This window comes from Tardiphaga sp. OK246 (assembly GCF_900188215.1).
Taxonomy (GTDB): domain Bacteria; phylum Pseudomonadota; class Alphaproteobacteria; order Rhizobiales; family Xanthobacteraceae; genus Tardiphaga; species Tardiphaga robiniae.
The window spans coordinates 1-12,148 of the sequence record NZ_FZOX01000009.1 but is presented as its reverse complement, the minus strand read 5'-3'; the positions used below and the strand labels follow the sequence as shown (position 1 = coordinate 12,148).

14 protein-coding genes are annotated in these 12,148 nt (G+C 63.2%); 4 read left to right on the top strand and 10 right to left on the bottom strand.

The genetic code is table 11. From position 1 onward, the window contains the following. Positions 1 to 93 precede the first annotated feature (93 nt). Positions 94 to 591, top strand: coding sequence for an energy transducer TonB (locus tag CHC01_RS29335; protein ID WP_176454742.1), 498 nt, complete (start codon positions 94 to 96; stop codon positions 589 to 591). A 109-nt stretch (positions 592 to 700) separates the two neighbouring features. Beyond that, positions 701 to 1,147 (top strand): energy transducer TonB family protein, encoded by a 447-nt coding sequence (locus tag CHC01_RS29330; protein WP_089267881.1) that lies wholly within the window; start codon positions 701 to 703, stop codon positions 1,145 to 1,147. Here CHC01_RS29330 and CHC01_RS29325 read toward each other — a convergent pair. Both CHC01_RS29325 and CHC01_RS29320 read right to left on the bottom strand, forming a co-directional pair. Further along, entirely contained in the window at positions 1,144 to 2,007 is an 864-nt protein-coding gene (locus CHC01_RS29325) for an SDR family NAD(P)-dependent oxidoreductase (RefSeq protein ID WP_089267880.1), read from the bottom strand. The two genes, CHC01_RS29330 and CHC01_RS29325, sit on opposite strands and share 4 nt — an antisense overlap. Before the next feature lie 176 nt (positions 2,008 to 2,183). Next, on the bottom strand, positions 2,184 to 2,912 hold the full coding sequence (locus CHC01_RS29320) for a TetR/AcrR family transcriptional regulator (RefSeq protein WP_089267879.1): 729 nt from the start codon (positions 2,910 to 2,912) through the stop codon (positions 2,184 to 2,186). Positions 2,913 to 3,023: 111 nt separating this feature from the next. Here CHC01_RS29320 and CHC01_RS29315 point away from each other — a divergent pair, with 111 nt between their 5' ends. Further along, positions 3,024 to 3,653 (top strand): ferric reductase-like transmembrane domain-containing protein, encoded by a 630-nt coding sequence (locus CHC01_RS29315; RefSeq protein ID WP_089267878.1) that lies wholly within the window; start codon positions 3,024 to 3,026, stop codon positions 3,651 to 3,653. 52 nt (positions 3,654 to 3,705) lie between these two features. On the opposite strand, the gene ilvC is transcribed toward CHC01_RS29315, so the two are convergent. From ilvC to miaA, 8 genes are all read right to left on the bottom strand, one after another. Beyond that, a complete protein-coding gene (ilvC, locus tag CHC01_RS29310) occupies positions 3,706 to 4,725 on the bottom strand; it encodes a ketol-acid reductoisomerase (RefSeq protein WP_089267877.1) in 1,020 nt (339 codons plus the stop codon). A gap of 153 nt (positions 4,726 to 4,878) precedes the next feature. After that, positions 4,879 to 5,481 carry a LysE family translocator gene (locus CHC01_RS29305; protein ID WP_068738457.1) on the bottom strand — a complete coding sequence of 201 codons (603 nt, stop codon included), beginning with the start codon at positions 5,479 to 5,481 and terminating at the stop codon, positions 4,879 to 4,881. A 4-nt stretch (positions 5,482 to 5,485) separates the two neighbouring features. Beyond that, positions 5,486 to 6,358, bottom strand: coding sequence for an EamA family transporter (locus CHC01_RS29300; RefSeq protein ID WP_089267876.1), 873 nt, complete (start codon positions 6,356 to 6,358; stop codon positions 5,486 to 5,488). 18 nt (positions 6,359 to 6,376) lie between these two features. Next, a complete protein-coding gene (gene ilvN, locus CHC01_RS29295) occupies positions 6,377 to 6,919 on the bottom strand; it encodes an acetolactate synthase small subunit (RefSeq protein WP_068738461.1) in 543 nt (180 codons plus the stop codon). Positions 6,920 to 7,082: 163 nt separating this feature from the next. Beyond that, complete coding sequence (locus tag CHC01_RS29290) at positions 7,083 to 8,861, bottom strand: acetolactate synthase 3 large subunit (protein ID WP_089267875.1); 1,779 nt, start codon at positions 8,859 to 8,861, stop codon at positions 7,083 to 7,085. 498 nt (positions 8,862 to 9,359) lie between these two features. Then, positions 9,360 to 9,668: a HigA family addiction module antitoxin gene (locus CHC01_RS29285; RefSeq protein ID WP_089267874.1), complete on the bottom strand. Its 309-nt coding sequence runs from the start codon at positions 9,666 to 9,668 to the stop codon at positions 9,360 to 9,362. Between the two features lie 8 nt (positions 9,669 to 9,676). Beyond that, positions 9,677 to 9,973, bottom strand: coding sequence for a type II toxin-antitoxin system RelE/ParE family toxin (locus tag CHC01_RS29280; RefSeq protein WP_089267873.1), 297 nt, complete (start codon positions 9,971 to 9,973; stop codon positions 9,677 to 9,679). 39 nt (positions 9,974 to 10,012) lie between these two features. Further along, a complete protein-coding gene (gene miaA, locus CHC01_RS29275) occupies positions 10,013 to 10,939 on the bottom strand; it encodes a tRNA (adenosine(37)-N6)-dimethylallyltransferase MiaA (protein WP_089267872.1) in 927 nt (308 codons plus the stop codon). 3 nt (positions 10,940 to 10,942) lie between these two features. On the opposite strand from miaA, the gene serB reads away from it, so the two are divergent. Continuing rightward, on the top strand, positions 10,943 to 11,833 hold the full coding sequence (gene serB / locus CHC01_RS29270; RefSeq protein WP_089267871.1) for a phosphoserine phosphatase SerB: 891 nt from the start codon (positions 10,943 to 10,945) through the stop codon (positions 11,831 to 11,833). Positions 11,834 to 12,148: the final 315 nt, after the last annotated feature.

Sequence of the window (12,148 nt, the reverse complement as noted above, 5' to 3'; positions counted from 1 at the left end):
TCTTCCCAGTCTTGCGGATGCCATCTCCGCAATATAATACCTATGGTAGCAGCCAGCCAAACCGCCCTCATCGTCATCAGGATAACCTCGCCAATGTTCGTCCCGTCAGGACGCCATGATGCGGGTCTGCGCGATACGCGCACCCGCTCGATCGCTTCGGCCGTATCGCCCGTACTCGCCGCACTCGTCCTTGCCGCGTTCACGGCGCAGGCACAGGCGCGCAGCGCCCCTCCGCCACCTCATGAATGCGCGAGATCCGAAGAGCCGCATTGCGTGGCCATGCGGGCACGCGCGCGCGCCGCCGAACTCGCCCGCCTGCGAGCAAGCATCACCTATCGCATTCTCGGCTCCGTCCAGTATCCGCCGCAGGCAGCCATGGAAGGCGAAGGCGGCATGGCCCTGGTGCATTTTGTGCTCGCGCCGTCCGGCAAGCTGACGAACATCAGGATCATCAGGAGCTCGGGATCTGCAGCGCTCGACCGCGCCGCCCGGCAGGCCGTCCAGCTCGCCAGTCCCATCCCTCTCGGTCCAAACGGCCTTCCGGAAAAGAAACTCGACTTTACGTTGCCAATCGCGTTTCGAAGCAGATAGCGATCGCGACCGTCAGCTCTGGCTCAGTCGCGCGGCCAACGCGCGGACATAGGACAGGCTAACGGAATATGGCACGCCCGGTGCCGAGTACTGCCGAAAGTCCAGCAGCATGGCTCGTCGTTACGCATCTCTCCCCACGACTCTCTCACTCATTCTCGTTACTTTGCTGCTTGGCCCTCCCGAAGCGAACGCACAGTCCGCACCGGCAGCCGACCAGCGCAGCCCGGCCATGGCGGAGTGGCGCCGGGGCGTCGATATCAAGATCAATCGCACGGCCCGCAATCTCGGCAGGCTGTCGGTGCGGGGACAGACCGTCGTCGGCTTTCGCGTCGACCGCAGCGGTCGCCTGATCGAGTCAAAGGTTCTCCGCAGCTCCGGGGATACCGAACTCGACGGCGCGTTCCTCGCCGTCGTTCGCGTGGCAGGCCCTTTCCCTCCTCTTCCCTCCGGCTATCCGAGCCCGACACTGGCAACTGCGATCACGATGACGTCGGGGCCGCGCAAAGGTGATTTTCACGGCATGAGGCCGCTCAGGCCCTTCCCGGCCGAGTTCTAGAAACCAGCTCGCTTGCGCGACGCCAACCCAAGTTGGCGGCCGACAATGCGATCGAGCCAGCGCCGCGGCAGCCAGCCGGCGACGAAGGTCTGGACCGGCTCCGGCGACGCCACCACGCGCAGTTTCGGGCGGGCTACGGTCAACGCCTGATGAACCAGCTCGCCGATCCGTTCCGGTGGCAGTCCGTTCTTCGCCAGCTTCATCAGCATCTCGCGCAGCTTCGTCAGCGCCGGCAGGAACGGCGAATTCGCGAAGCGCGCCATATCGATGGCCTCGGCCTTGTCCCAGATCGGCGTGCGCACGGCTCCCGGCGCGATCACCAGCACATCGATGCCGAACAGCATGAATTCGCGCCGCAGGCTTTCGGCCAATCCCTCGAGTGCGAATTTCGACGCGCTGTAGGGCGACAGCAGTGGATTGCCGAATTGTCCTGACACCGAACTCATCATCACGATGCGCCCGGGCGTGCCTGTCATCGCGGGATCGGCGCCGAGCAGCGGCGCGAAGGCCTTGGTGACGATCACCGGCCCCATCACATTGATCTCGATCTGCTGGCGAAACTCGTCCACCGCCAGATCGAGCAACGCGCCAGGCACCGCAACGCCGGCATTGTTGACGAGCCCTGCAAGCGTCTCGCCGTTCAGCGCGGCACGGACCTGCACAGCGGCGGCCAACACAGCGGCCTCGTCGGTGACATCGAACAGCAGCGGGATGAAGTTCGCGCCGAACTCGGCTTGCAACCGCTCTGTATCAACCTGCCTACGGACACTGCCGAATACGCGAAAACCGCGCGCGAGCAGAAGCTTCGCCGTGGCGTGGCCGATGCCCGTGGAGACGCCGGTGATGACGATGGATCGCATGAAAAGCACCTGAGATGTGATGGCACGTGAATTTGGCCGAGGACGAGACCGCATCGCCGCGGTCACAACGAGAATTGCGGATCGCCGCCTCATTGTTTTTTGACGATCGGCGCGCTCTTGTCTATCTGCGACAGCAAGCCGCGCAGGCTTGATGCATATTCGAACGGAATCGCTGTTCAGACAGGCTTTGCGATACCATCAACGAACAGTGTGATGATCGCCTCGGCCATCCGCTCGGCATCAGCGGGGGCGATGCCCCAGCGTGGAAAATGCCCGTCGATATTCATGCGGGCAAAGCCGTAGACCAAGGCACGGCCGGCAATCTTGATCACGCGCAGATCGGAGGAGCGCAGTTGCCCCTGCTCCAAAGCATCCGTCAGCAATTGCTCGGTCATGGCGATCAGCTCATCATTGTCCTCGCGTAACGCTTCCGACTGGTCATGGGCGAAATACTTCCCGCTCGAGATCACCTCGAAATGCGCAGGATTTTTCATCGCCCAGCGCAGATAGGCCAGGCCAAACGCGCGAAACCGAACCAGCGGATCCTCGGAGGACGTTTCGGCGATCGCGGCAGCAATCGCGCTACGGAAGCGGCGCTGTGCCTCTTCCGCCACCGCGCTCATCAGGTCATTGCGGCTGGGGAAGTGCCGAAACGGCGCTCCCGGCGACACGCCGGCACGGCGCGCGGCCTCGCGCACGCTGACGGCATCCGCGCCACCTTCCTCGGCCAGTTCAAGCGCCGCCACAATCAGCACACGGCGCAGATCGCCGTGATGATAGCTCTTCGGCGATGTCGCCGTTCGCCCCTTCGCGGCACGTGGCACGACCGATGGCCGGGCGGCTCGTTTTCGCGCAGGCGGCTTCGATGCCGATCTGGACGGCGGCGGCTTTGCGGACTTGGACATGCGCCAGCATAGCATCACCGTATCGTGAATGTAATCACCGATTACACAATTGACTGGACCGCCTGCACCGAATGTAACTGGTGATTACATATGGCAATACAGGGGAACGTCATGACACTGGATCGTCGCAACTGGTTCGAAGGCTGGCGGCTGCTCGCCATACTGACGCTTGTACTGATCGCGCTCAGCGTCTGGATCGCCGGCATGCGCGGCTTCGAGGTCGATGGCATCAGGATGGTGATCCGCTTCACCGCGCGCAGTTCGCTGCTGTTCTTCTGCCTCGCCTTCGCGGCATCCGCTTTGGCTATGCTCTGGCCCACGTCCGGCACCCACTGGCTGCGGCGCAACCGCCGCTATCTTGGGCTCACTTTTGCAGCGTCTCACGCCATCCACGCCGTCGCCATCGTCTGCTTCGCCGTGATGGCGCCCGCTGACTATGCAGCAGCAACGACGCCCGCCTCCTACATCTTCGGCGGCATCGGCTACGCCTTCATCATCGCGATGGCGGCAACGTCATTCGACCGCTCGGCGGCCGCCATCGGCCCGCGCCCATGGCGCATCCTGCACACGACCGGCATCTATTATCTCTGGTTCCAGTTCATGGTGAGCTTCGGCATGCGCATTCCGCAAATGTCGAACTATGTCTGGTTCCTGATGCCGTTGATTGTGGTGATGGCGCTCAGGATCGCGGCGACGGTGCTGAAACGTCGCCGGGCGCGCGTGGCAGTGCCTGCAAACTAAAAACGGGACCGCGTTGCCGCGATCCCGTTGGTAACTGCGATTTGAAAAGGGCTTAGTTCTTGGTCTTGTCGACCAGCGCCTTTTCCTTGATCCACGGCATCATGTCGCGGAGCTTGGCGCCCACTTCCTCGATCGGATGCGCGTTGTTGCGCTGGCGGGTTGCCTTGAACGAGGCCTGGTTGACCTTGTTTTCCAGCATCCAGTCGCGGGCGAACTTGCCGGACTGGATGTCGGTCAGCACGCGCTTCATCTCGGCCTTGGTTTCCGAGGTGACGATGCGCGGACCGGTGACGTATTCGCCGTACTCGGCCGTGTTGGAGATCGAGTAGTTCATGTTGGCGATGCCGCCTTCATAGATCAGGTCGACGATCAGCTTCAGCTCGTGCAGGCACTCGAAGTAAGCCATTTCCGGCGCGTAGCCGGCTTCCACCAGCGTCTCGAAACCGGCGCGGATCAGCTCGACGGTGCCGCCGCAGAGAACGGCCTGTTCGCCGAACAGATCGGTTTCGCACTCTTCCTTGAACGAGGTCTCGATGATGCCGGCGCGGCCGCCGCCCACTGCCGAAGCGTAGCTGAGGCCGAGGTCATGGGCATTGCCCGAGACGTCCTTGTGAACGGCGATCAGGCAGGGCACGCCGCCGCCGCGCTGATATTCCGAACGCACGGTGTGGCCGGGGCCCTTCGGCGCGATCATCAGCACGTCGAGATCTTCGCGCGGATCGAGCAGGTTGAAGTGCACGTTGAGGCCGTGCGCGAAGACGAGCGCAGCGCCCTTCTTCATGTTGTCATGCATGTGGTCGCGATAGATGTCGCCCTGCAATTCGTCAGGGGTCAGCATCATCATCAGGTCGGCCCACTTGGCGGCCTCGGCGACTTCCATCACCTTGAAGCCGGCGGCTTCCGCCTTCTTCGCGGTGGCCGAGCCCTTGCGGAGCGCGATCACGACGTCCTTGACGCCGCTGTCCTTGAGGTTCAGCGCATGAGCATGGCCCTGGCTGCCATAGCCGACGATGCAGACCTTCTTGCCCTTGATCAGGTTCAGGTCGGCGTCGCGATCGTAATAAACTCGCATGGGTATTTCCTCTCTTCAGCAACTATATTTCAAAGCTGCCCGTTCGAACGGGTCACCACCGCGTGGTGGATGACCATGAATTGCCGCCGGTTTCTAGGGCGACGGGTGCCGCGAGACAAGCCCGCGACGGTGATTTTACGCTGCGCGTCGGGCTCATAGCTCGACCAGCACCGGATACAGGGAGGCCAGCAGCAGCAGCCCCATGACGATATTGAACGCCCGGACCGCGCCAGGCGATTTTACCAGCGATTGCAGCGAGGTGCCGCACAGCACCCAGGTGACGCAGGAGACGAACCCGAGCAGCAGCGACAGGGCGACCTGCAGCAGGATGTTCCAGGGATAGTTCGCAATCGCCGCATAGGCGGTGATGGTGCCGATCACCATGACCCAGCCCTTGACGTTGACCCATTGAAACAGCGCTGCGCCGAAAAACGTCATCGGCCGGCGCCGTTCGGCGTCACCCGGGTTGGGCGGACCGGACATCCCGATCGCAAAGGCGAGATAGACGAGATAAGCGGCGCCGGCATATTTCAGGATGGTGTGCAGCACCGGATAGGAGGTGAAGACCGCCCCCAATCCGAGGCCCGTGACGGCGACCATGAAGGCGAAGCCGACGGTGACGCCGAAGACATGCGGCAGCGTACGACGAAAGCCAAAATTAAGCCCCGACGCGAGCAGCATGATGTTGTTCGGGCCGGGCGTGAAGAACATCACGATGGCGAACACGATAAAGGCGAACAAGAGTTGTTGCGACATGACCTCAGACCACCTCGACAAGCGTGGGTGGGCGCTTCGACAGCAGCATCACGGCAATGCCGCAGACAACGACGATCATGCCCGCGAGCCGCAGCGTGCCGAACTGTTCACCGAACGTGACGCTCGACGCGGCCGCACCGATGAACGGCACCAGCAGCGCGAACGGCACGACCTGTGCGGCGGAATAATCACGCAGCAGCCGTCCCCAGATCCAGTAGCCCAGCGTGGTGCCGACCAGCGCGAGGAACAACACACAGGCGAAGGCCTTCAGCGAGGCATGCGTCAGCGATTGCCAGGTCGTGCTTGCGCCATCGACACTGAACAGCACCACCAGCAACGGCAGCAGGGCAACGAGGCTGATCCAGGCGAACAGGTCGAGCATCGGCACACCCTGCGCGCGCCGCAGCAGCAGATTGGAGAATGCAAAGCTCACCGGCGCAGTCATCAGCACCATGAAGGGGAACACGCTGAAGTCATAGCCGACCGTGAAGCAGATCATCAGCAGCCCGCCCATGGCGATGGCGATACCCGCGACCTGCTGCCGCGTCGGCAATTCCCGCAGGAACAGCGCTGCGGCGCCCACCGTGAACAGCGCCTGGCTCTGCACGATCACCGAGGTCAACCCCGCCGGCACGCCATGCGCCATGCCATAGGTCTGCGCCAGGAATTGCGCTACCAGGAGCCAGCTTGTGGCGACGATCAGCAGCCATGACAGCTTCGGCTTCGGCAGGAACAGGCACGGCAGCGCCGTGATGCCGAAGCGCAGCGTGGTGAGCAGCGTCGACGACATCTCGTCGACCGCCATCCGGGTCAGCACGAAGCCGACGCCCCAGATCACGGCCACTGCGACGGCCAACGCGATGTCGAGAGGTTTCATGACTGCGATGCGCGGAGGCTACATCCCCTCCGGTCCGCGACTGATGGCAGCGACGCCGGTGCGCGAGATCTCGACGAGGCCAAGCGGCCGCATCAGGTCGATGAACTGGTTGATCTTGCCGGTATTGCCGGTGATCTCGAACACGAAGCTCTCGATGGTCGCATCGATCACACGGGCGCGGAACGCTTCGGCGAGGCGCAGCGCCTCGACACGATGCTCGCCGGTGCCGCGCAGCTTGACCATCGCAAGCTCACGCTCGATGGAGCGGCCGGTCAGCGTCATGTCGACGACGCGATGCACCGGAATCATGCGATCGAGCTGATGCTTGATCTGCGTGATCACCATCGGCGTGCCGGTAGTGACGATGGTGATGCGCGAGACATGTTTGTGGCTCTCGGTCTCGGACACCGTGAGACTTTCGATGTTGTAGCCGCGGCCGGAGAAAAGACCGATGACGCGCGCGAGCACGCCGGGCTCATTGGCGACGAGCACCGTCAGCGTATGCGTCTCGTTGGGATCGTGACGCTCTTCCATGAAATAGGCGGAGGCAGGCTGTTCCATTGTCGTTTCCTGTCGAAGTCCCGTTTGGCTTTCGCCACGATGTTACATCCCTCATGGTGAGGAGCGCGGCTTCGCGCGTCTCGAACCATGAGCTTGGACACTCATCCTTCGAGACGCCGCACAAGAGTGCGGCTCCTCAGGATGAGGGCCTGTGTTATCTGCATCACACCAGCGCCTTGCCGCCCGCGAAGGCCGCCGCGGTGGCTTCGTCATTCGCTTCCAGCGGCAGCAGCATTTCGTTATGTGCCTTGCCGGACGGGATCATCGGGAAGCAGTTCTCCAGCGCGGCAACGCGGCAGTCGAACAGCACCGGCTTCTTAACCTTGATCATCTCCTGCAGCGCGCCGTCGAGATCGCCGGGCTTGCTGCACTGGAATCCGACGCCGCCATAGGCCTCCGCCAGCTTGACGAAGTCAGGCAGTGCTTCCGAGTACGAATGCGACAGCCGGTTGCCATGCAGCAGCTGCTGCCACTGGCGCACCATACCCATATACTGGTTGTTGAGGATGAAGATCTTGATCGGCAGTTCGTGCTGAACCGCGGCTGACATTTCCTGCATCGTCATCTGCACCGACGCGTCGCCGCCGATATCGATAACCAGCGAGTCCGGATGCGCGACCTGCACGCCGAGCGCCGCCGGCAGGCCGTAGCCCATGGTGCCCAAACCGCCGGACGTCATCCAGCGATGCGGCTCCTCGAAGCCGAAGAACTGCGCCGCCCACATCTGATGCTGGCCGACTTCCGTGGTGATGTAGGTGTCGTGGCCGCGCGTCGCCTCGAATAACCGCTGGATCGCGAATTGCGGCAGGATCACATCGTTATTCGTCTTATAGGCCAGCGAATTGCGCGCGCGCCAGGTGGCGATGGTCTTCCACCAGTCCTTGGTGTCGGGCTTCTTCGCCTCGGATTTGAACACCTGCAGGATATCGCCCAGCACATTGCCGCAATCGCCGATGATCGGCACGTCGACGCGGATGTTCTTGTTGATCGACGACGGATCGATGTCGATATGGATCTTCTTCGAGTTCGGCGAGAACGCATCGGTGCGGCCGGTGATGCGGTCGTCGAAGCGCGCGCCGACGCACAGCATGACGTCGCAGTCATGCATTGCCATGTTGGCTTCATAAGTGCCGTGCATGCCCAGCATGCCCAGCCAGTTCGGGCCGGATGCCGGATAGGCGCCGAGGCCCATCAGCGTCGAGGTGATCGGAAAACCGGTGACCTCGACCAGCTCGCGCAGCAGCTTCGATGCCGCGAGACCCGAATTGATGACGCCGCCGCCGGAATAGATGATCGGCTTCTTGGCACCCGCCAGCATCGACACCGCCTTGCGGATCGCATTGGCATCACCCTTCACGCGCGGCGAATAGGAGATATGGACGTCCGACTTGCGCGGCGGATGATAGGTGCCGGTGGCGAACTGCACGTCCTTCGGAACGTCGACGACGACCGGGCCAGGACGGCCGGTGGTCGCAACATAGAAGGCTTCATGCAGCACCTTGGCGAGATCGTTGACGTCGCGGACCAGCCAGTTGTGCTTGGTGCAGGGCCGCGTGATGCCGACGGTGTCGCATTCCTGGAACGCGTCGTTACCAATGAGATGCGTCGGGACCTGTCCGGTGATGCAGACCAGCGGGATCGAATCCATCAGCGCGTCGGCCAGCGGCGTCACCATATTGGTGGCGCCCGGACCCGAAGTCACCAGCACGACGCCCGGCAGGCCGGTGGAGCGCGCATAGCCTTCCGCGGCATGGCCGGCGCCCTGCTCGTGGCGGACCAGAATGTGCTCGACCTCGGACTGCTGGTAGATCTCGTCATAGATCGGCAGCACCGCCCCGCCGGGATAGCCGAAGATGTGCTTGACGCCATGATCCGCAAGCGCGCGCACGATCATCGCTGCGCCGGTCATCTGATTGGGATCGTGAGGCTTGCTGTCGCTCATGGTTCGCTCCGGATGCGCTCTGCGGCGCGGCTTGGTCTGGATGGTCGCTGGGTTCGGAAAGCTTGAAGTTCAGACAATAAAAAAGGGCCCGTTCAGGACCCTGTGCACACCGCTCGGTTCGTGGGTAGCCGTCAGCTACCCCCGGCGGTGCGCCAGGGTACCACGATAATAAGGAGATTTGTAACTTTGTTGCGCACAGGATCGGTCCGACTTTTCATAACTTGCGCGGAACATAGCCAGCAAACGGGGGATGTCAAGGGAAGTTGCTGTGATCGCGCTGATTTTGGAGCCTAGCCGGGTCTTTGGCATTCGGCGAGCGGAAAAAACGGGCGGGCAGATATGCGTGCCGACGTACGGGTCACCCGCCCCCTCCATCGTCATGCCCGGCGAATGCCGGGTATCCACGCCTTTGGCCGCAAGCGAAGACGTGGATGGCCGGGACATCTAGCGAAGCTCGCTTCGCGCTGCCCGGCCATGACGGAGTGTTAGTTTGCAGGCCTAAGCCGCCTTCACCAGAGGCGTCGCACGTTCGATCCGCGCCAGTTCCTGCGGCGAGTTCATCGCCTCCCAAAGATCGCCGCGGCGCTGCACGTTCAGCCAGAAGTCCGGGCTGTTGCCGAAGACGCGCGCGAGAATGAGCGCGGTCGCCGCGGTCACGTTACGGCGATCGTTGCACAACTCGTTCACATGCTTGCGCTGGACACCCATCGCCTTTGCCAATGTCCCTTGTGTCAGGCCAAGCGGCTGCATGAATTCCTCGACCAGGATTTCACCGACAGTGGCCGGCTTGCGTTTGGTCATCAGCATGAGTCACCTCATCGATAGCTGTGATCGTCGAGATAAAGATCCGACGCTTCGCCGCGGCTGCTATCCCAGCGGAAGATCAGCCGCCATTGGTTGTTGACGCGGATCGAGTGCAAGCCGCCAAGTTTGCCGCGCAGCTTTTCGAAATGATTGCTCGGCGGTACGCGCAGATCCTGATCGGTGGTCGCATCGTCGATCATCTGAAGCTTGCGAAACAGCCGGCTTTCAAGGTCCGCCGGAATGTTGCGAGAATGGATATCGTCCACGAAGAAGGCCCGCAACCAATCATCGCGAAACCCGACGATCATTCAGAGCCTCCCAGGTGAGCCATTGTACCACCCTATGGGTCAACTGACAAGAGCTCTGGCCAAGCTCGTCCCCGCCTCCTCCACCGTCATCCACGCGAACTCCGGCAGTTGATGCCGAAACCACGTGAACTGCCGCTTGGCGTAGTGGCGCGTATCCGCCTGCCCGATCTCCGCGGCCTCCTCGCGCGAGATCTCGCCGCGGATATGCCGGATCAGCGCCGGCACGCCATGAGCCTTCATCGCCGGCAGCAGCGGATCGAGACCGCGCGCAGCCAGTGCCGCGACTTCGTCCAGCGCTCCCTCGTCCAGCATTCGCCCGAACCGCGCATCGATCCGCGCATAGAGCTCGTCGCGGTCTGGCGCCAGAAACAGCGCGGTGACGCCCTCCGGCGGCAGCAGCGGCGGCAGGCCCTCGCTGTGCCAGTCGGTCAGCGAACGTCCCGTCGCCTCCACGACTTCCAGCGCGCGGGCGATGCGCGTGCGGTCGCGCAGATTGAGCCGCGCGGCGGAGACCGGATCAACCAAAGCGAGCTGCGCATGCAGCGCCTCCGGCCCATCCCTTTCCAGACGCGCGCGGACATCGTCGCGCACCTCGGCGGCGACGGGCGGTACGGCCGAGAGCCCGCGCGTCAGCGCCTTGAAGTATAGTCCGGAGCCGCCGATGAAGATCGGCAGTTTGCCTTGCGTCCGGACCTCGGCAAGCACCCGCGCCGCCTCCTCGACCCAGGCGCCGGCGGAGAAATTCACCGCGGCATCGACGGAGCCATAGAGCCGGTGCGACGCCTGCGCTTCTTCCTCGACCGTCGGCCGCGCCGTCAGCACGCGCAGGTCGCGATAGACCTGCATGCTGTCGGTATTGATGACCACGCCGTTCTGCGCGCGCGCCACGGCCAGCGCCAGCGCCGACTTGCCGCTGGCGGTCGGCCCTGCGATAAGCAGCGCTCTGTTGTCTGGCTTGGAACTCACGTCATGTCTCTCGTCGCGACCCTGATCTGCAATCCCGCCAATCCCGCTCTCGATAGCACGGTGGTCGACGGTCTGCGCGCACTTCTGCCGGGCGACACCGAGACGCACTGGCTGAGCGACGGCGTCGCCGCAGATATCATGTTTGCCAGCGACCACAACATGCTCGCGCTCGGCGACCGCCTGCGCGCAGCCCGCGGCGACATGCCGATCGACGTTGTCGTGCAGCCTGTCGGCGACCGGCGCAAGAAGCTTTTTCTCGCCGACATGGATTCCACCATGATCGGCCAGGAATGTATCGACGAGCTCGCTGACTTCGCCGGCCTCAAGGCTCATGTCGCCGCCATCACCGAGCGCGCCATGCGCGGCGAGATCGAATTCGAGCCGGCGTTGCGCGAACGCGTGGCGCTCCTGAAAGACCTGAAAGTCGGCGTCGTCGATGAGGTGCTGGCCGAGCGCATCACGCTGACGCCGGGCGGCCGCGAACTGGTGCAGACCATGCGCGCCAATGGCGCCTATACCTGTCTCGTCTCCGGCGGCTTCACGCTGTTCACGGCCAAGGTCGCCGAACTCGTCGGCTTCCAGGAAAACCGCGCCAACGTGTTGCATGTCGCGGATGGCAAGCTGACAGGCACCGTCGCGGAGCCGATCCTCGGCAAGGCCGCGAAACTCGCAACACTCGTGGAGCTGCGCGAGTCCTTCGATCTCGACAATCTCGACACCATGGCCGTCGGCGACGGCGCCAATGATCTCGCGATGATCCAGGATGCCGGCCTCGGCGTCGCCTTTCACGCCAAGCCTGCGGTGGCTGCTGCCGCGGCGGCGCGGATCGATCACGGCGATCTCACGGCGCTGCTCTATGCGCAGGGCTACAAGCGCAGCGAATTTGTGAGCTAGGCAAAGTCCTAGTTTGGTAACACCGTCTCTTCCTCGTCATTCCGGGGCGCAGAGGACCGCGAAGCGGGCCGGCGCGAACCCGGAATCTCGGTGTGTTTTGCGCTGAACATGTCGGGATTCCGGGCTCGGTCCCGTCGCCTGCGGCGCCGGTCCCGCCCCGGAATGACAGTGTGAGGCGGCACGACAGTGCCAAACATTTATTCCTACTTCCGATTGACAACATCCCCATCAGGTTTATATTCCCCTTCGTCCTGCCCCACCGAGAGGGGCGATCGCGATCGTCACGTTCGCGGGGTGGGATGCGGTGGACGCCGG

Bases quoted from the DNA above. Each gene is read 5' to 3' on its own strand.
- CHC01_RS29335 (WP_176454742.1), top strand. From the start codon at position 94: ATGTTCGTCCCGTCAGGACGCCATGATGCGGGTCTGCGCGATACGCGC.
- CHC01_RS29330 (WP_089267881.1), top strand. From the start codon at position 701: ATGGCTCGTCGTTACGCATCTCTCCCCACGACTCTCTCACTCATTCTC.
- CHC01_RS29325 (WP_089267880.1), bottom strand. From the start codon at position 2,007: ATGCGATCCATCGTCATCACCGGCGTCTCCACGGGCATCGGCCACGCC.
- CHC01_RS29320 (WP_089267879.1), bottom strand. From the start codon at position 2,912: ATGTCCAAGTCCGCAAAGCCGCCGCCGTCCAGATCGGCATCGAAGCCG.
- CHC01_RS29315 (WP_089267878.1), top strand. From the start codon at position 3,024: ATGACACTGGATCGTCGCAACTGGTTCGAAGGCTGGCGGCTGCTCGCC.
- ilvC (WP_089267877.1), bottom strand. From the start codon at position 4,725: ATGCGAGTTTATTACGATCGCGACGCCGACCTGAACCTGATCAAGGGC.
- CHC01_RS29305 (WP_068738457.1), bottom strand. From the start codon at position 5,481: ATGTCGCAACAACTCTTGTTCGCCTTTATCGTGTTCGCCATCGTGATG.
- CHC01_RS29300 (WP_089267876.1), bottom strand. From the start codon at position 6,358: ATGAAACCTCTCGACATCGCGTTGGCCGTCGCAGTGGCCGTGATCTGG.
- ilvN (WP_068738461.1), bottom strand. From the start codon at position 6,919: ATGGAACAGCCTGCCTCCGCCTATTTCATGGAAGAGCGTCACGATCCC.
- CHC01_RS29290 (WP_089267875.1), bottom strand. From the start codon at position 8,861: ATGAGCGACAGCAAGCCTCACGATCCCAATCAGATGACCGGCGCAGCG.
- CHC01_RS29285 (WP_089267874.1), bottom strand. From the start codon at position 9,668: ATGCTGATGACCAAACGCAAGCCGGCCACTGTCGGTGAAATCCTGGTC.
- CHC01_RS29280 (WP_089267873.1), bottom strand. From the start codon at position 9,973: ATGATCGTCGGGTTTCGCGATGATTGGTTGCGGGCCTTCTTCGTGGAC.
- serB (WP_089267871.1), top strand. From the start codon at position 10,943: ATGTCTCTCGTCGCGACCCTGATCTGCAATCCCGCCAATCCCGCTCTC.